The sequence below is a fragment of the Lolliginicoccus suaedae genome, from assembly GCF_008312885.1.
GTDB classification, from domain to species: Bacteria; Actinomycetota; Actinomycetes; order Mycobacteriales; family Mycobacteriaceae; genus Lolliginicoccus; species Lolliginicoccus suaedae.
Genome location: NZ_VSSO01000001.1, coordinates 901,302 through 918,845, shown reverse-complemented (window position 1 = coordinate 918,845; position 17,544 = coordinate 901,302). Strand labels below are relative to the sequence as shown.

The window sequence follows — 17,544 nt, the reverse complement described above, 5'->3', positions numbered from 1 at the left end:
TCCCGGTCCGATCAGCCCTGCGCTCGCGCGTCGCTGATCTGCGCGTCGATAGCGTCGAGCAGCTCGCCCCAGGACTTCTCGAACTTGTCCACGCCCTCGGTCTCGAGCTGCGCGAACACATCATCGAGGTCGATCCCGGCTGCGGTGAGGGCGTCGAAGACCTGCTGCGACTCTTCGGCCGTGCCGCGGATGGTGTCACCATGCACCGTGCCATGATCGGCGGCGGCCTCGAGGGTCTTCTCCGGCATGGTGTTGACGGTCTGCGGCGCGACGAGCTCGGTGACGTAGAGCGTGTCGGGGTACTCGGGGTTCTTCACGCCCGTGGAGGCCCATAGCGGACGCTGCGCGTGCGCCCCCGAGTGGGAGAGGGTGTTCCAGAGGTCGTTGGAGCCGCCGAAGACACGCTCGAACAGCGCGTAGGCGAGCCGCGCATTGGCCAGTCCGGCCTTGCCGCGCAGCGCGAGCGCTTCCTCCGTGCCGATCTGCTCGAGACGCTTATCGATCTCGGAATCGACGCGGGAGACGAAGAACGACGCGACCGAATGCACGTGCGAGATGTCGCGGCCGATATGGCGGGCCTTCTCGAGCCCAGCGAGGAAAGCGCCGATGACGGCCTCGTAGCGGTCCACGGAGAAGATGAGGGTGACGTTGACGCTGACGCCCTCGCCGATGACGCGGGTGATCGCGGGCAGCCCGGCCTCGGTCGCGGGGATCTTGACCAGCAGGTTGGGCCGGTCAATGATCTTCCACAGCTCGAGCGCCTGCGCGACGGTCGAGATGGTGTCATGCGCGAGCCGCGGATCGACCTCGATGGAGACGCGGCCGTCGATGCCGCCGCTGGCCTCGTAGACGGGGGCGAGCAGGTCGCAGGCGCGCCGGACATCATCGGTGGTGAGCCCGCGGATGACCTCGTCGACGTCGGCTCCCCGGTCGACGAGCTCGGTGAACTGTGCCTGGTAGGCATCGCCCTTGGTCAGGGCGCCCTGGAAGATCGTGGGGTTGGTGGTGACACCGACGACGCTGCGGGTGGCGATCAGCTCGGCGAGGTTCCCGGAATCGAGCCGCTCGCGGGAGAGGTCGTCTAGCCACACGGAGACGCCAGCGGCGCTGAGCTGGGCCAGGTTGCTGTTCTGGGTTTCGGGCACGGTGCCAACCTTGGAAATCAAGCGGTGCCACGTCCTGCCTCGGCCGGAGGCAGACCGTGGCACCGCGGTGGGGAGTCTGGTGTGGAGTTATCGGGCAGCGGCGAGCGAGGCGCGAGCCGCCTCGATGACAGCATCGGAGGTGATCCCGAACTCGCGGAACAAGGTCTTGTAATCGGCCGAGGCACCGAAGTGCTCGAGCGACACGGCCTTGCCATACGAGCCGAGGTGGCGATGCCACGGCATCGCGATGCCGGCCTCTACGGTGACCCTAGCGCGAACCGCGGCGGGCAGCACGCTTTCCTGGTACTCCGCATCCTGCTGCTCGAACCAATCGAGGCAGGGCACCGAGACCACCCGGGTGCCGATTCCCTCGGCCTCGAGCGCCGCGCGGGCAGCGACCGCGAGCTGCAGCTCGGAACCGGTGCCCAGCAGGATCACCTGCAGGTCCGATGCCTCGGCATCCTGCAGGATGTACGCGCCACGGGCGACGCCCTCGGCGGCCTTCTCGCGCGTCCCCTCGAGGACGGGCACGTTCTGGCGGGTCAGGGCGAGCGCGGTGGGGCCGGTGCGGTGCTCGAGCGCGGCCTTCCACGCGAAGCTGGTCTCGTTCGCGTCGCCTGGGCGCACCACCGACATGTTCGGGATGGCGCGCAGGGCCGCGAGATGCTCGATCGGCTGGTGGGTGGGGCCGTCCTCGCCGAGACCGATGGAATCATGGGTCCACACGTACAGCGCCGGAATCTGCATCAGGGCCGCGAGGCGCACGGCCGGCCGCATGTAGTCGCTGAACACGAGGAACGTGCCACCGTAGGCGCGGGTGGGGCCATGCAGCACGATGCCGTTGAGGATCGAGCCCATCGCGTGCTCGCGCACCCCGAAGTGAAGGGTGCGACCGAACGGCCGGGCCTTCCAGTGGGCGGTGGAGATGCTCTCCGGGCCGAAGGAGGGCGAGCCGGGGATGGTCGTGTTGTTCGATTCGGCGAGGTCCGCGGAGCCGCCCCACAGTTCCGGCAGGATCGGGCCGAGCGCGGCGAGCGCCTTGCCGGAGGCCTTGCGGGTGGCGACGCCAGCCTCGTCGGGCTCCCAGGTCGGCAGGTGCGTCTCCCAGCCTTCGGGGAAGAGCCCGGCGTGCAGCCGGTCGAAGAGCGCCTTGGCCTCGTCGTTCGCGCTGGCCCACTCGTCGAACCGCTGCTGCCACTCGGTGTGCGCCTGCTGGCCACGCTTGACGACCTCGCGGGCGTGATCGATGACGGCGGGATCGACGTCGAAGCTGGCCTCGGGATCGAAGCCGAGCGCGGACTTCACCGCAGCGACCTCGTCCGCGCCGAGCGCGGCACCATGGGAGGCGCCGGTGTTCATCTTGTTCGGCGCGGGGTAGCCGATGATGGTGCGCAGGATGATGATGGAGGGCTTGTCGGTGATCTGCTGGGCCCGCTCGATCGCCGCGAGGATGCCGGTGACGTTCTCGCCGCCCTGCACCTGCTCGACGTGCCAGCCGTAGGCCTCGTAGCGCTTGGCGACATCCTCGCCGAGCGCGATGGCGGTGTCATCCTCGATGGAGATCTCGTTGGCGTCGTAGAAGACCACGAGGTTGCCGAGCTGCTGCACGCCCGCGATCGACGATGCCTCGGAGGTGACGCCTTCCTCGATGTCGCCATCGGAGGCGATCACGTAGACATTGTGATCGAACAGGCTCTCGCCGACCGGTGCGGACGGGTCGAGCAGTCCACGCTCGCGCCGGGCAGCCATGGCCATGCCCACCGCGGACGCGAGGCCCTGGCCCAGCGGACCAGTGGTGATCTCGACTCCAGAAGTGTGCCCGTACTCGGGGTGGCCGGGAGTCAGGCTTCCCCACTTGCGCAGCTGCTTGAGGTCATCGAGCTCGAGGCCGTAGCCGGAGAGGTACAGCTGGATGTACTGGGTGAGGCTGGAATGACCGCAGGAGAGGACGAACCGATCGCGGCCCACCCACTCCGGATCGGTCGGGTCGTGACGCATGACACGCTGGTAGAGCACGTAGGCAAGCGGAGCGAGGCTCATCGCGGTGCCCGGGTGCCCGCTCCCGCAATGCTGAACGGCATCGGCTGCCAGCACCCGGATCGTGTCGACGGCACGAGTGTCGAGCTCCGTCCAGTCATCGGGTACGTGAGGGGTTGTCAAGGTGCGGATCTCGTCTGTAACCGACACTGGTTGGCTTCTCCTGGAATGCTGGAACTGTAGTGGACCGATGGTCTCCCTGCTCAATGGTGCCATCCCCGCCGCCCTGGCGGCGAATCCGGAGCCAGCGAGTCGCGGGAGGAGCTCATGGGATACCGTGATTCGGCAGGTTCGACCGCTCCGACTACCATCATGGTCTGTAGGCACCGGAACGAAACGAGGATCCTGGCAGCGGCCCCTGCGCGCGGGCACGCCATCACGCAACGTGAGTCCAGGTATCGCTAGGAGACAAAGTGCGGATGAGGGCGCAAGCAGGCAACGGGCATGGCTTCGCCCCGAGCGCGCACGAGGCAGGCGGGGAAGCGGGCGCCGAGCGTCCCGTAGCACCTGGAGGCATGCTCGGCCAGGCACGCAGCAAGGTCATGGCCTATGTGGCGCTGACCAAGCCGCGCGTCATCGAGCTCCTTCTCGTCACGACCATTCCGGCGATGCTGCTCGCCTCGCGCGGCACAGTTGATCCGCTGCTGATCCTCGCCACGCTGTTCGGTGGAACGATGGCAGCAGCAAGCGCCAACAGCCTCAACTGCGTGGTCGACGCCGACATCGACAAGGTCATGAAGCGCACCGCCCGGCGTCCGCTCGCCCGCGATGCCGTGCCCACCTCCCACGCGTTGGTATTCGGCCTGCTGCTCGGAGCCGGGTCCTTCGCCTGGCTCTGGTGGGCCACTAATCTGCTCGCAGGACTGCTCGCGGTAGCGACCATCCTGTTCTACATCTTCATCTACACAATGATCCTCAAGCGCCGCACGTCGCAGAACATCGTGTGGGGCGGCGCCGCCGGATGCATGCCCGTCATGATCGGCTGGGCAGCCACCACGGGAAGCCTCGCCTGGCCCGCCCTCGTCATGTTCCTGATCGTGTTCTTCTGGACGCCCCCGCACACCTGGGCGCTAGCCATGCGCTACAAGGAGGACTATCGCGTCGCCGGGGTTCCCATGCTGCCCGTCGTCATGGACGAGGCCGGGGTGACCAAGCGCATCGTCATCTACACCTGGGCCACCGTTGTGACCACGCTCGTGCTCGCGTGGTGGACCGGCGTGATCTACGCGGTCGCCGCCCTCGTGGTGGGAATCTGGTTCCTCGTCATGGCGCACCGCCTCTACACGGGCGTCAAGGCTGGCGAGCCCGTCAAGCCCCTCAAGCTCTTCCTGATGTCGAACAACTACCTCGCGGCCGTGTTCTTCGCCCTGGCCGTGGACTCCGTGCTCGGCTTCGCCACCGTCGGCGAGCTCCTCGCCGGATAGCGACCGCCGCTGCAAGACCAGGCCGCCGCCAGACCCGGCCGCCGCTGGAAACGCGATAGAAAACCCGGATGGACCTGCGGATTTTCTATCGCGTTTGACCGTTTCCGGTGCTTTTGCCACTCGCAGAGCCCGCGCCACTCGCAGAGCCCGCGCCGCTCGCAGAGCCAGCACCGCTACGGCAGCAGGACGATCGAGCCCGTGGTGCGGCGGCCCTCGAGGTCCTGGTGCGCACGCGCTGCTTCCGCGAGCGGATAGGTCGCGCCCACGCGCGGCGCGAGCGTCCCATCCGCGATCGCATCGAGGATTTCTCCGGCCCGCCACTCGAGCTCCTCGCGGGTGCGGAGGAAGTGACCGAGGGATGGGCGCGCGAGGAACACGGAGCCGGCCTGGTTGAGGCGCTGGGGGTCGAACGGGGGCACCGGGCCGCTGGCGGCGCCGAAGAGCGCGACCATGCCGCGGACCCGCACGCTGGCAAGGCTGGCGTCGAAGGTGTCGCGGCCCACCCCGTCGAACACAGCGTCCACGCCTTGCCCGTCGGTGAGGCCACGCACGCGCTGGGCGAGATCGGCGCCGTAGCGGAGCACGTGGGCGGCACCGGCTTCCCGGGAGAGTTGTTCCTTCTCATCGGTGGAGACGGTCGTGATGACAGTCGCGCCGCGTGCCGCGGCGAGCTGGGTGAGCAGCAGGCCCACTCCACCGGCTCCAGCGTGGACGAGGATCGTCTCTCCATGCTTGAGGGGGTGCACGGAGCTGATGAGGTAGTGGGCCGTCATGCCTTGCAGGAGGATGGATGCAGCGACCTCGGGCGCCACGCCATCAGGGACCGCGACCGCGGCACTGGCGGGGACGCGGACGAGCTCGGCGTAGCTGCCAGGCGCTGCGGCCCAGGCGACCCGGTCTCCGACGGAGAATCCCTGCGTGCCGTCAGCGATAGCAATGATCGTGCCGGTTGCCTCGGATCCGGGGATGTAGGGCAGTTCCGTGGGGTAGGTGCCCGTTCGGAAGTACACGTCGATGAAGTTCACGCCGATGGCATCGGTCCGCACGAGCAGCTCCCCGGCGCGCGGGGCCGGGTCGGGCAGCTCGTGGTGCTCGAGTACGTCGGGGCCACCGTGTCGGTTCACCTGGATTGCGCGCATGAATTGTGTTCTACACCCTTCCGGATGTCCATGCGAATGGGCCTGCCGGTAACCTGTGGCTATGAGTGAGAACCAGATTCAGGAGGGGGCCGTGGTGCCCGGTAGCGCGGCATCAGCGGTGAAGGAGTTCATCGGCGCTCATGGTGGTTCCGCCAAGGCAGTGCTGCAGCCGCTCGGGCGCATCGGTGTGCGCGTGACGCTGGTGGGCGCGGACGGGATCCTCGGCGATCAGGTCGTGGCCGACCTTGCCACCGCGCGGGCGCTGGTGGAGCAGACAGACAACCTGGAGGAGGCCGAGTGGGATCGTGAGCTCACGTCGGTAGCGACCCCGGCTCCTGGACATGCCCTGCGCATGGCGGGCTGGGTGGCGAACTCCTAGTCGCTGGGGTTTCCCTCCTGCGCCGGGCCACCTCTAGGCGGGCTGCGCGATGCGGTCCCCGGGGCTGGTCCGGGCAGGGAGTGGCGCTTGGCGGACCGTCATGGTGCTCCACAGTCCAGCCGTGGCAGCGGTGCACAGCGCTGCGCCCGCGATGTGGAACGGAATGAGCTCAGCGGGCACCTGGAGCGTGTACTGGGTGATGCCGAGGATCGCCTGAGCGATGATCGCGAGGACGAGTAGGCCGAGGGCGCGCAGCACGTTGCGCGGCGCGCGGACCGCGGCGAGGCCAAAGCCAAGGCCAACGACGAGCGCGAGGTAGGCCACGGTGAACTGCGAGTGGGCGTGCGCGAGCGAGACGATCTCGATCTGGAGGCGCGCGACGGAGTCATCCCCGGCGTGCGGGCCCGCAGCGGTGACCATGGTGCCGGCGATGAGAGTCGCGATGAGCACTGCGGCGGAGAGGACGGTGAGGGCGCGCAGCGGCCCGGGGACCACTGCCCGGACCACGCCGTCGTCAGGCTCGCCGATCTTGCTGTAGAGGACGACCGCGATCCACACCATGGCCATCGATACGAGCAGGTGGATCGCTACGGTCCACCAGAGCAGGCCCGTGAGCACTGTAATGCCGCCGATCCCGGCTTGCAGCGCGGTCGATAGTGGCATGACCCAGGCGTAGGCGATGATCTCGCGGCGGCGGTGGGCCCGGGTGACGGCAAGAACGATGGCGATCGCGACGGCCACCACGATGAACGTGAGCAGCCGGTTGCCGAACTCGACGATCTGGTGGACGGTGGCTACTTCCTCGACGGGCACGGGGGTGAACGATCCGGGGAAGCACTGCGGCCAGGTGGGGCAGCCGAGCCCTGATGCGGTGACTCGCACGATGGAGCCGGTGACGGCGATGCCTGCCTGGGTGAGGATGACGAGGATCGCGATGATCCGCTGGGTCCGTAGCGACGGCAGGGGTAGGCGCTCGACCAGGCTCAGGTATGCACGTATCACGTTGATGATGGTAGAGGGTCGGGCGGGGTGATCGCCGCCTCGCCCCAGCCGCCTCGCCCCGGTAGCCTAGCCCCGGCTCAGGTGAACCGGAAGGTGCGGGCGGCGCCAATGGTGAAGAGGGCGGCCCAGGCGGCGAGGATGAGCAAGGGAATCGGCCCGGCCTGGCCGGTGAGCCCGTCCTGGAGCGCGGCGACGAGCGCGCCGGAGGGGGTGAGCTCCGCGACGGTGGCGGCGCTGCTGGCCGGAGCGGTGCCGGGAGAGACGGAGGATGCGAGCACGATGCTGCCGATGCCGGCGAGGACGAACCACAGGAGGTTGGCGAGCGCGAGGACGATCTCGGCACGCAGCCAGCCGCCGAGGAACAGCCCCAGCGCGGCGAACGCGACGGTGCCGACAGCCACGGCGGGGATGCTGGCGAGCAGGTCGAGGGGGGCGGGACGCCAGCCGAGCGCGAGGGCGATCGCGCCGAGCACCACCATCTGGAGCGCGACGACGATGATGACCGCGGCGGACTTGCCGCCGATGATGGCCCAGGTGGGCAGTGGCGTGGCGCCGAGGCGCTTGAGGGCCCCGTAGCGGCGGTCGAACCCCACGGCGATGGCCTGCCCGGTGAACGCGGTGGAGATGATGGCGAGGGCGAGGATGCCGGGGATGATGGCGGCGGCCCGGGGCTCGCTGACGGTTCCGACGGGCAGGATGGTGAAGCCGATGAGCAGCGTGATGGGGATCAGCAAGGTGAGCAGCAGCTGCTCGCCGTTGCGCAGCAGCAGCAGGAGCTCGAGGCGGGCCTGGGCCGCGAGCATGGGCAGCGCCCGGTTCGCCTGGGGCGCCGGGGCGAAGGTCCCGGGCGGGAACCTGCTTGCCAGCGGGGGCGCCAGCGATGGTCCGGCGGATGGCGAGGTGGCAGGTTCTGGGTTGGATCGTGCGGGGGTCGACGTCATATCAGCCTCGCAATTCGCGTCCGGTGAGCTCGAGGAAGACGTCCTCGAGCGAGCGCTGCTCGACCCTCAGGTTGGTGGCGAGCACGTTCATGCGCGCGCACCAGGCGGTGACGGTGGCGAGCATGGGCGGGGTTATGTCGCCCTCGACGAGGTACACGCCGGGGGAGTGCTCGTGGCAGTGGTATCCCTCGGGCAGGGCGGCAAGCAGCAGCAATGTGTCGAGCCCGGGCGGGGCGGTGAAGCGGAGCTGCCCGTGGGCGCCCCGGCTGGTGAGCTCGCTCGGGGTGCCGCGATCGATGACGCGGCCGTGGTCGATGATGACGATGTGATCGGCGAGGTGCTCCGCCTCGTCCATCATGTGGGTGGTGAGCAGGACGGTCACGCCGTCGCGGCGCAATGCTTCGATGAGCTCCCACACCAGGCGGCGCGCCTGGGCGTCAAGGCCGGCGGTGGGCTCGTCGAGGAATACGAGCTCGGGGCGGCCCACGAGCGCGCAGGCGAGAGCGAGGCGCTGCTGCTGCCCGCCGGAGAGCCGTCGGTAGGGGGTTCGGGCGGCGTCGGTGAGCCCGAGGGTGGCGAGCAGCCAGTCCGGGTCGAGCGGGTCGCGGGCGTAGCGCGCGACGAGGCGCAGCATCTCCGCGGCCCTGGCCCCGGGGTAGGCGCCGCCGCCCTGGAGCATGACGCCGATCCGGGGCGCGAGCTCGGCGCGCTGGGCCACCGGGTCAAGGCCGAGGACGCGAACTGTTCCCGAGTCGGGGGAGAGGAATCCCTCGCACATCTCCACGGTGGTGGTCTTGCCCGCGCCGTTGGGGCCGAGCAGCGCGAGGACGGTGCCGCGCGGGACGGTGAGATCGAGATCGTTGACGGCGTGGGTGGCACCGAAGCTCTTGCGCGCGCCGCGCAGCGCCACGGCGGGATCTGGGGGTTCCGGTGCGGGGTGGCTCACGACGTCTCAGGTTAGGCGCTCGGGGCGGGTTTGTGGAAAACGGGCAGCGCTTCGCGCCATACCGGGCGCCGGCGCAGCACGGCGACGAGCACCCCGAGGATGATGAGCGCGCCGAAGACGGCCTGCACGATGACCCACGGCTCGTACTCGGCCCCGTTGGGCATGAGGATGACGCTGATGATCGCGGAGATAGCGATGGCGGGGATGCGGAACACTGGCCGGGTCGCCCAGGCCGCGAGGGGGATCAGCGCCCAGAGCAGGTACCAGGGCTGCACCACGGGGAACAGGAACACCATCGAGGCGAGGGAGATGCCGAGCGCGCCCACCGGATGCAACCGTCCCGCATGGGTGGCGAAGAGCATGCGGACCACGATGACCGCGGCGATGACCGCGGCGATCGGCCGGGTGACGTTGAGGATGGCGGTGGTGTGGTCCCCGAGGCCGAGGAGCACGCCCACCTGCCCGGTTCCGAGGCCGAGGAGGGTGGGGATGGACATCCAGCTGCGCACGGCATTGGCGGTGCCGAGGGTGTTGACCCAGCCGAACCCGAGGCCGCTGGCCAGTGATGCCGCAGCGATGCCGGTGGCGGCGAGGACGGCGAGCAGCATGGCGGACAGGGCTATCGAGACGAGACCTCGGCCCCAGCGCCGGGCCAGGGCCATGCCGATGAAGCCGAGCGCGAGGATGGAAGGGATCTTGATGGTCGCGGACAAAACGATGATCATGCAACCGCCGAGCAGCACGAGCAGCGCCCGGCCTCGCAGCGGCGCGGCGCCTTCTATCGCCTTGAGGGCGACCTCGACGCCGACGACCATCATGCCGATCATCAGGGCCTCGTTGTGGACTCCCGCGACGAGGTGGAAGATCACGAGGGGGTTGGCGGCGCCGAGCCACAGCGCGATCACCGGGTCGACCCCGCAGCGCCGGGCGAGCCGGGGCAGCGCCCAGATGATCATGAGGACCCCGGCGACAGCGAGGGCACGGTGCAGGAGGATCCCGGCGACGATGTTGTAGCCGGTGATGGAGGCGATGCCCTCGCCCATCCAGAGGAAGAGCGGGCCGTAGGGGGCCGGGGTCTCTCGCCAGATGTTGGGCACCGTTCGGGTGAGCACGTGCTCGACGCCGAGGGCCTGGGCGGGGCCGAGCGCGTAGGGGTCGAGCCCGCGCGCGCCGATCTCGCTCTGCGCGAGGTAGGAGTAGACATCCCGGCTGAACATCGGGGGAGCGATCAGCAGCGGGGCGATCCATAGCAGCAGCGTGTGGTCGAGCTGGGGGCGCGAGAGCCGCCGCGGGGCGGTGTGGGTGACGAAGTTGCCGATGACGAACCGGCCGAGCATGAGCCAGGCCAGCATGACCATGGCGGTGCCCGTGATGCCGAGGGTCAGGGCGACGGTGGGCATGCGGGCGGGCAGGCCGAGGATGCGCAGCCCCGCGACGGGGTTCTGCAGCACGGGCTGCGCGCCGGCGCCGAGGGCGGCGACGGCCATGAGGATGGCGCCCGCCGCGCCGAAGCGGCGGACGACACGGAACCGGGCGGTCTCGGCGGCATCGAGCGGCGGCCGGGGGGCCTCGTCGCCGTGGAGGTGAGCGAGGCGGTCGTCGAGGCGCGCGAGGCCCCGTCGCCGTGGCGGGGGCACGGGCGGCGTGGTGGGATTGTCGCGGGGCGCGGGGGTTTTCGCCGGCACAGTAGAGCAGCCTACTGGGCGCCGTTCCCCGCGTGGGTGCCACTGGCATGCTAAGGGTGTCCTGGGTAGACGCCTTGGTCGATTTCCGTCACACTAGTGTTGTGAAAACAATCGGAGCAGTACCAGGGCAGGAACGTGGCGCGGGCAGCGCCACGAATGCCGTGGTGGCTTCCGGCGGGTTCGCCCATGAGAGCCGCACCCGGGCCGAGGTTGTCCGGCTGCTGCTCGAGCAGGGGCCCATCACGGCATCAGCCGTCGGCACCACCCTGGGCCTCAGTGCCGCGGGCGTGCGCCGGCACCTCGATGTGTTGCTAGAGAACGGCGATGCCGAGGTCGCGGCCACCACGCGCTACCAGCAACGGGGCCGCGGCAGGCCCGCCAAGCAATACATGCTCTCCGCGGCGGGCCGGGAACGGCTCTCCCACGCCTACGACGACCTGGCCACCGCCGCGATGCGCGAGCTGCGCGCCGTCGGTGGGAACGAGATCATCGAGCGGTTCGCTGATCGCCGGGTCCGCTCGATCATCGGCTCGATCAGCCACGACGGCGGATCGGATGCGGTGGAGGACACGGCCGGTCGCATCGCCGAGGCGCTGACGGCAGCCGGCTACGCGGCATCGACGCGGCGCGTGGGCTCAGGGGTGCAGATCTGCCAGCACCATTGCCCGGTATCGCACGTGGCCGCTGAGTTCCCCGAGCTGTGCGAGGCCGAGCAGGCCGTTTTCGCGGAGGTGCTGGGAACCCACGTCCAGCGGCTCGCTACGATCGCCAACGGCGACTGCGCGTGCACCACCCACGTGCCCCTGCCAGCCCGCGCCACCGGTACCGGGGCGCCAGCGGCCGGCGAGGAACAGCTAGAACACCAGACCCAGTCGAGTCCTGCTGCACAGCCCGCAGCAGGCCCCCAACGACTCCGGGAGGAGCACGCATGACCGTCACATCCGAATCGGCCCTGCCAGATGCTGCCATCGCGCAGAAGCCTGGCCAGGAACCGATGAGCCAAGAGGACACCATCGCCTCGCTCGGCCACTACAACTATGGCTGGTCCGACAACGACGACGCAGGCTCCGTCGCCAAGCGTGGCCTCTCCGAGGAGGTCGTGCGCGACATCTCCTCGAAGAAGAGCGAGCCCGAGTGGATGCTTGACTCGCGCCTGAAGGCACTGCGCATCTTCGAGCGCAAGCCGATGCCGAGCTGGGGCGCGGACGTGTCCGGCGTGCACTTCGACAACATCAAGTACTTCGTGCGCTCCACCGAGAAGCAGGCTGCTTCCTGGGAGGACCTGCCCGAGGACATCAAGAACACCTATGACCGGCTCGGCATCCCCGAGGCGGAGAAGCAGCGCCTTGTCTCCGGCGTCGCGGCCCAGTACGAGTCCGAGGTGGTCTACCACCAGATCCGCGAGGACCTCGAGCAGCAGGGCGTGATCTTCCTCGACACCGACTCCGGCATGCGCGAGCACCCGGAACTGTTCCGCGAGTACTTCGGCTCGGTCATCCCCGCCGGTGACAACAAGTTCTCCGCGCTCAACTCCGCGGTGTGGTCGGGTGGCTCGTTCATCTATGTGCCGCCGGGCGTGCACGTCGACATCCCGCTGCAGGCCTACTTCCGCATCAACACCGAGAACATGGGCCAGTTCGAGCGCACGCTGATCATCGTCGACGAGGGTGCCTACGTGCACTACGTCGAGGGCTGCACCGCGCCGATCTACAAGACCGACTCGCTGCACTCCGCAGTGGTCGAGATCGTGGTGAAGAAGGGCGGCCGCTGCCGCTACACCACCATCCAGAACTGGTCGAACAACGTCTACAACCTCGTCACCAAGCGCGCCAAGGCCGAGGCGGGCGCGACCATGGAGTGGATCGATGGCAACATCGGCTCCAAGGTCACCATGAAGTACCCGGCCGTCTGGATGACCGGCGAGCACGCCAAGGGCGAGGTCCTCTCGGTCGCGTTCGCGGGCGAGGGCCAGCACCAGGACACGGGCGCGAAGATGCTCCACCTCGCGCCGCACACGTCGTCGACGATCATCAGCAAGTCCGTCGCGCGTGGTGGCGGTCGTGCCTCCTACCGCGGCCTCGTGCAGGTCGCTAAGGGCGCCTATGGCTCGCGCTCCACGGTCAAGTGCGATGCGCTGCTCGTCGATACGATCAGCCGCTCGGACACCTACCCGTATGTCGACATCCGCGAGGATGACGTCACGATGGGGCACGAGGCGACCGTCTCGAAGGTCAGCGAGAGCCAGCTGTTCTACCTCATGAGCCGCGGACTGGACGAGGACGAGGCCATGGCGCTGATCGTGCGCGGCTTCGTCGAGCCCATCGCGAAGGAGCTCCCCATGGAGTACGCGCTCGAGCTCAACCGACTGATCGAACTGCAAATGGAAGGGGCCGTGGGCTAGTGACTGCCAGTACACCCGCTGGTGCCGGAACCGCTGGGGTCCGGGACGCTATCGCCGGGGAGAACCGCGAGGCCGCCCCGTTGACCCCTGCGGTCAACAAGGGGGAGCTCTTCGCCTCCTTCGACGTCAACGCCTTCGAGATCCCCTCGGGGCGCGATGAGATCTGGCGCTTCACGCCGATGCGCCGGCTCCGCGGCCTGCACAACCGATCAGCTGCCGCTGACGGCCAGGTCGGCATCGACGTCACTGGCGTCGAGGGCATCACCGTGGAGACGGTCGGCCGCGAGGACCAGCGGCTCGGCGATGCAGGAACGCCTGCCGACCGGGTCGCCGCGCTGGCCTACTCGTCGTTCACCGAGGCCACGATCGTGACCGTCCGCAAGGAGCAGGAACTCCCGGATCCCGTCACGATCACCCTCAACGGTCCCGGCGAGGGCAAGACCGCGTACACGCACATCCAGGTCCGTGTCGAGCCATTCGCGCGCGCCACCCTGGTGCTTGACCATCACGGCAGCGGCATCATGGCCGACAACGTCGAGATCATCGTCGGCGACAGCGCCAAGCTGTCGGTGGTCACCGTGCAGGACTGGGCCGAGGATGCCGTGCACATCCGCACCGAGCATCTCCAGGTGGGCCGCGATGCCGAGCTGCGCCACTTCGCAGTGAGCCTCGGCGGCGACCTGTCCCGCGTGACGAGCAACGTGCGCTACGCCGGGCCAGGCGGCAAGGCCGAGCTGCTCGGCCTGTACTTCGCCGACGCCGGCCAGCACATCGAGCACCGTCTCCTCGTCGATCACGCCGTGCCGAACTGCAAGTCCAACGTCGTGTACAAGGGCGCGCTGCAGGGCGATCCCGCCCTCGGCAAGGGCGATGCCCACACCGTGTGGATCGGTGACGTGCTCATCCGAGCCGCCGCCGAGGACACCGACACCTTCGAGCTCAACCGCAACCTCATCCTCACCGATGGGGCGCGGGCCGACTCGGTGCCCAACCTCGAGATCGAGACGGGCGAGATCCTCGGTGCCGGCCATGCCAGCGCCACCGGGCGGTTCGACGATGAGCAGCTGTTCTACCTGCTCTCCCGCGGCATCCCGGAGGACGCGGCTCGCCGGCTCGTCGTGCGGGGCTTCTTCCACGAGCTCATCAACCGCATCACCATCCCGGAGCTGCGCGAGCGCATCGACGCCGCTATCGAGGCCGAGCTCGCGGCCGTCGGTGCCTGACGCCAGCCCACGAAAACATTCAGCGCAAAAGGAAACACATGTCGACTCTGGAAATCCGTGATCTCCACGTAGAGATCAACACCGGCGAGGCCGAGCCCATCAAGATCCTCAACGGTGTGAACCTGACGATCAAGCCGGGCGAGACCCACGCCGTCATGGGGCCCAACGGCTCGGGCAAGTCCACCTTGTCCTACGCCATCGCGGGGCACCCCAAGTACACCGTTGTCCAGGGCAGCATCACCCTCGATGGCAAGGACGTCCTGGAGATGAGCGTGGACGAGCGGGCCCGCGCCGGGCTGTTCCTCGCCATGCAGTACCCCGTCGAGGTGCCGGGCGTGTCCATGTCGAACTTCCTGCGCACCGCGGCCACCGCGGTCCGTGGCGAGGCCCCCAAGCTGCGCCACTGGGTCAAGGAGGTCAAGGAGTCGATGAGCGAGCTCGAGATCGACAAGGCCTTCGCCGAGCGCTCGGTCAACGAGGGCTTCTCCGGCGGCGAGAAGAAGCGCCACGAGATCCTCCAGCTCGGCCTGCTCAAGCCCAAGATCGCCATCCTCGACGAGACCGACTCCGGCCTTGATGTCGATGCGCTGCGCGTGGTCTCCGAGGGCGTCAACCGCTACAAGGAGCGCGAGAACGGTGGCATCCTGCTGATCACCCACTACTCGCGCATCCTGCGCTACGTCAAGCCTGACTTCGTGCACGTGTTCGCGGCGGGCAAGATCGTCGAGTCCGGCGGTCCCGAGCTCGCCGACGAGCTCGAGCGGGACGGGTACGAGCGCTTCATCCGAGCGGCGGTCTGAGCATGACGGCATCGGCGGTGCGGCCCGCGGCGCTCGATGTCGCCGCGATCCGCGCGGACTTCCCCATCCTGCACCGCACGGTGCGGGACGGGAAGCCGCTCGTCTATCTCGATTCCGGAGCCACCTCGCAGCGGCCGCTGCAGGTGCTCGACGCGGAGCGTGAGTTCCTCACCACCTGCAACGCGGCGGTGCACCGCGGCGCGCACCAGCTCGCCGAGGAAGCCACCGACGCCTACGAGGGAGCACGCGCGCTCATCGCGGGATTCGTCGGCGCGCGCGACAACGAGATCGTCTTCACCAAGAACGCCACCGAGGCGCTCAACCTCGTCACCCACGTGCTCGGGGATGATCGCTTCCCGCGCGCGGTGGGCGAGGGCGACGAGATCGTCATCACCGAGCTCGAGCACCACGCGAACCTCGTGCCCTGGCAGGAGCTGTGCCGCCGCACTGGCGCGACCCTGCGCTGGTACGGCGTCACCGACGATGGCCGCATCGACCTTGACTCGCTCGAGCTGACCGAGCGCACCAAGGTCGTGGCGTTCACCCATCAGTCCAACGTCACCGGGGCGATCAGTCCGGTGGAGGAGCTCGTGGCCCGCGCCCGCGCTGTCGGCGCGCTCGTGGTCCTCGACGCCTGCCAGTCGGTGCCGCACATGTCCGTGGACTTCCCCGGGCTCGACGTGGACTTCGCCGCGTTCTCCGGGCACAAGATGCTCGGACCGTCCGGGGTGGGCGTGCTCTACGGCAAGGCCGCGCTGCTCGACAGCATGCCCCCGTTCATCACGGGCGGCTCGATGATCGAGATGGTCCGCATGGACGCCAGCACCTACGCGCCGCCGCCGCAACGCTTCGAGGCGGGCGTGCCCATGACCTCGCAGGTGGTGGGCCTCGGCGCTGCCGTCGACTACCTCCAGCGGATCGGCATGGACGCGATCACCGCGCACGAGCACCAGCTCACCGCCGCGGCCCTCGACGCGCTCGGCGACATCGACGGCGTGCGGATCGTTGGCCCGCGCGAGGCCGATGAGCGCGGTGCCGCAGTGTCCTTCGTCGTCGACGGCATCCATGCGCACGATCTTGGCCAGGTGCTCGACGACGAAGGCGTCGCGGTGCGGGTCGGCCACCATTGCGCCTGGCCGCTGCACCAGCGCTACGGCATCGCCGCCACCGCCCGCGCCTCCTTCTACCTGTACAACACGCTCGACGAGGTCGAGGCACTCGCGGCCGCGATCCGCCGGGCCCAGCGATTCTTCGGGACGGCTTCATGAGGCTCGAGCAGATGTACCAGGAAGTCATCCTGGATCACTACAAGCATCCGCATCACCGTGGGCTGCGCGAGCCGTACGGCGCCGAGGTGCACCACGTCAATCCGACCTGCGGCGACGAGATCACCCTGCGCGTGCACCTCGCCGACGGCATCGTGGCCGACATCTCCTACGACGGCCAGGGCTGCTCGATCAGCCAGGCATCCACCTCCGTGCTCACCGATCAGATCATCGGCAAGCCGATCGACGAGGCGATGCGCGTCGTCGACGCCTACCAGGAGATGATCGGCAGCCGCGGAGCCGTGGAGGGCGACGAGGACCTGCTGGGAGATGGCATCGCCTTCGTTGGCGTGTCCAAGTACCCGGCCCGCGTGAAGTGCGCGTTGCTCGGATGGATGGCGTTCAAGGACGCCGTCGCTCGAATTGATGACACCGCTTCGACCAAGGAACAGCACGCATGAGCGAGAACGACACCCCCACCACTGCCGATGAGATGGCTGCCGACGAGGCTACTGAGGCCCCTGCGGCCGAGAACGTCGCCGACGAGGCATTCCTCGCCGACCTCGAGGAAGCGATGCGCGACGTTGTCGATCCCGAGCTAGGCATCAACGTTGTCGACCTCGGCCTCGTCTACGGGATCACCGTCGATGAGGAGAACGTCGCCACCCTCAACATGACGCTCACCTCCGCGGCCTGCCCGCTCACCGACGTGATCGAGGAGCAGTCCCGGGCCGCGCTCATCAAGACCGGCCTCGTCGAGGAGCTCAAGATCAACTGGGTGTGGATGCCGCCCTGGGGTCCCGAGAAGATCACCGACGATGGCCGCGAGCAGTTGCGGGCGCTGGGCTTCACCGTCTAGCAGTACTAGGGGCTAGTCCCGGCGCCGTCTGGTCCCGCCGAGGCCTAGCGCGCTTGCGTCGGGCTGGTGGGGTGCCCCGGCTAGGCTGGTGCGTCCGCCTCGTCTAGTGGAAACTTTTCCCGCCTCACGCGGGAAAAGTTTCCACTAGCGCCAACGCGCCGCCGGCGCGTTGGCTCCTTGAGGCGCAGATCTTGGCCCTCCAGCATCAAACGCGATAGAAGCTGCCGCTGAACCAGTGTGATTTCTATCGCGGGTGACAGTATCCGGTGCTTTTGGCGCCGCGCCCCAGCCCGCGCCG

16 protein-coding genes are annotated in these 17,544 nt (G+C 68.7%); 9 read left to right on the top strand and 7 right to left on the bottom strand.

The genetic code is table 11. From position 1 onward, the window contains the following. Positions 1–11 precede the first annotated feature (11 nt). Together tal and tkt are read right to left on the bottom strand one after the other, a co-directional pair. A complete protein-coding gene (gene tal / locus FXO18_RS04200) occupies positions 12–1,145 on the bottom strand; it encodes a transaldolase (protein ID WP_149359774.1) in 1,134 nt (377 codons plus the stop codon). Positions 1,146–1,232: 87 nt separating this feature from the next. Continuing rightward, positions 1,233–3,332, bottom strand: a complete 2,100-nt coding sequence (tkt, locus tag FXO18_RS04195; protein ID WP_149359773.1) for a transketolase — start codon at positions 3,330–3,332, stop codon at positions 1,233–1,235. Between the two features lie 365 nt (positions 3,333–3,697). Here tkt and FXO18_RS04190 point away from each other — a divergent pair, with 365 nt between their 5' ends. Beyond that, positions 3,698–4,606 carry a heme o synthase gene (locus FXO18_RS04190; RefSeq protein ID WP_149360099.1) on the top strand — a complete coding sequence of 303 codons (909 nt, stop codon included), beginning with the start codon at positions 3,698–3,700 and terminating at the stop codon, positions 4,604–4,606. A 173-nt stretch (positions 4,607–4,779) separates the two neighbouring features. Here the strand turns inward: FXO18_RS04190 and FXO18_RS04185 are convergent, their stop codons facing one another. Then, positions 4,780–5,745, bottom strand: coding sequence for a quinone oxidoreductase family protein (locus FXO18_RS04185; protein ID WP_149359772.1), 966 nt, complete (start codon positions 5,743–5,745; stop codon positions 4,780–4,782). Positions 5,746–5,839: 94 nt separating this feature from the next. Between FXO18_RS04185 and FXO18_RS04180 the strand changes: the two genes are divergently transcribed. Beyond that, complete coding sequence (locus tag FXO18_RS04180; RefSeq protein WP_187774191.1) at positions 5,840–6,124, top strand: hypothetical protein; 285 nt, start codon at positions 5,840–5,842, stop codon at positions 6,122–6,124. 33 nt (positions 6,125–6,157) lie between these two features. On the opposite strand, the gene FXO18_RS04175 is transcribed toward FXO18_RS04180, so the two are convergent. The 4 genes from FXO18_RS04175 to mptB all read right to left on the bottom strand — a co-directional run bounded on the left by FXO18_RS04175 (position 6,158) and on the right by mptB (position 10,650). Next, positions 6,158–7,132: a COX15/CtaA family protein gene (locus tag FXO18_RS04175; protein ID WP_149359770.1), complete on the bottom strand. Its 975-nt coding sequence runs from the start codon at positions 7,130–7,132 to the stop codon at positions 6,158–6,160. Positions 7,133–7,203: 71 nt separating this feature from the next. Continuing rightward, positions 7,204–8,067, bottom strand: a complete 864-nt coding sequence (locus tag FXO18_RS04170) for an ABC transporter permease (RefSeq protein ID WP_149359769.1) — start codon at positions 8,065–8,067, stop codon at positions 7,204–7,206. 1 nt (position 8,068) lies between these two features. Next, on the bottom strand, positions 8,069–9,013 hold the full coding sequence (locus FXO18_RS04165) for an ABC transporter ATP-binding protein (RefSeq protein WP_149359768.1): 945 nt from the start codon (positions 9,011–9,013) through the stop codon (positions 8,069–8,071). Positions 9,014–9,024: 11 nt separating this feature from the next. Further along, entirely contained in the window at positions 9,025–10,650 is a 1,626-nt protein-coding gene (mptB, locus tag FXO18_RS04160; protein ID WP_235900481.1) for a polyprenol phosphomannose-dependent alpha 1,6 mannosyltransferase MptB, read from the bottom strand. 95 nt (positions 10,651–10,745) lie between these two features. Between mptB and FXO18_RS04155 the strand changes: the two genes are divergently transcribed. The 7 genes from FXO18_RS04155 to FXO18_RS04125 all read left to right on the top strand — a co-directional run bounded on the left by FXO18_RS04155 (position 10,746) and on the right by FXO18_RS04125 (position 17,246). Continuing rightward, positions 10,746–11,630 (top strand): helix-turn-helix transcriptional regulator, encoded by an 885-nt coding sequence (locus FXO18_RS04155; protein WP_407936422.1) that lies wholly within the window; start codon positions 10,746–10,748, stop codon positions 11,628–11,630. A gap of 62 nt (positions 11,631–11,692) precedes the next feature. Next, positions 11,693–13,099, top strand: coding sequence for a Fe-S cluster assembly protein SufB (gene sufB, locus FXO18_RS04150; RefSeq protein WP_149360097.1), 1,407 nt, complete (start codon positions 11,693–11,695; stop codon positions 13,097–13,099). Continuing rightward, positions 13,099–14,322, top strand: coding sequence for a Fe-S cluster assembly protein SufD (gene sufD / locus FXO18_RS04145; RefSeq protein WP_149359767.1), 1,224 nt, complete (start codon positions 13,099–13,101; stop codon positions 14,320–14,322). The genes sufB and sufD overlap by 1 nt, the downstream gene beginning before the upstream one ends. Positions 14,323–14,360: 38 nt before the next feature. Beyond that, on the top strand, positions 14,361–15,122 hold the full coding sequence (gene sufC / locus FXO18_RS04140; RefSeq protein ID WP_149359766.1) for a Fe-S cluster assembly ATPase SufC: 762 nt from the start codon (positions 14,361–14,363) through the stop codon (positions 15,120–15,122). 2 nt (positions 15,123–15,124) lie between these two features. Next, on the top strand, positions 15,125–16,390 hold the full coding sequence (locus FXO18_RS04135) for a cysteine desulfurase (RefSeq protein WP_149359765.1): 1,266 nt from the start codon (positions 15,125–15,127) through the stop codon (positions 16,388–16,390). Beyond that, positions 16,387–16,848: a Fe-S cluster assembly sulfur transfer protein SufU gene (sufU, locus tag FXO18_RS04130; protein ID WP_149359764.1), complete on the top strand. Its 462-nt coding sequence runs from the start codon at positions 16,387–16,389 to the stop codon at positions 16,846–16,848. Before FXO18_RS04135 ends, sufU begins: the two co-directional genes overlap by 4 nt. Beyond that, positions 16,845–17,246: a metal-sulfur cluster assembly factor gene (locus tag FXO18_RS04125; protein ID WP_268884910.1), complete on the top strand. Its 402-nt coding sequence runs from the start codon at positions 16,845–16,847 to the stop codon at positions 17,244–17,246. Before sufU ends, FXO18_RS04125 begins: the two co-directional genes overlap by 4 nt. The last annotated feature ends 298 nt before the right edge of the window (positions 17,247–17,544 follow it).

Excerpts from the sequence above, each read along its gene's own strand:
- FXO18_RS04190 (WP_149360099.1), top strand. The coding sequence starts at position 3,698 with ATGCTCGGCCAGGCACGCAGCAAGGTCATGGCCTATGTGGCGCTGACC.
- FXO18_RS04185 (WP_149359772.1), bottom strand. The coding sequence starts at position 5,745 with ATGCGCGCAATCCAGGTGAACCGACACGGTGGCCCCGACGTACTCGAG.
- FXO18_RS04170 (WP_149359769.1), bottom strand. The coding sequence starts at position 8,067 with ATGACGTCGACCCCCGCACGATCCAACCCAGAACCTGCCACCTCGCCA.
- FXO18_RS04155 (WP_407936422.1), top strand. The coding sequence starts at position 10,746 with ATGCTAAGGGTGTCCTGGGTAGACGCCTTGGTCGATTTCCGTCACACT.
- sufB (WP_149360097.1), top strand. The coding sequence starts at position 11,693 with ATGAGCCAAGAGGACACCATCGCCTCGCTCGGCCACTACAACTATGGC.
- sufC (WP_149359766.1), top strand. The coding sequence starts at position 14,361 with ATGTCGACTCTGGAAATCCGTGATCTCCACGTAGAGATCAACACCGGC.
- FXO18_RS04135 (WP_149359765.1), top strand. The coding sequence starts at position 15,125 with ATGACGGCATCGGCGGTGCGGCCCGCGGCGCTCGATGTCGCCGCGATC.
- sufU (WP_149359764.1), top strand. The coding sequence starts at position 16,387 with ATGAGGCTCGAGCAGATGTACCAGGAAGTCATCCTGGATCACTACAAG.
- FXO18_RS04125 (WP_268884910.1), top strand. The coding sequence starts at position 16,845 with ATGAGCGAGAACGACACCCCCACCACTGCCGATGAGATGGCTGCCGAC.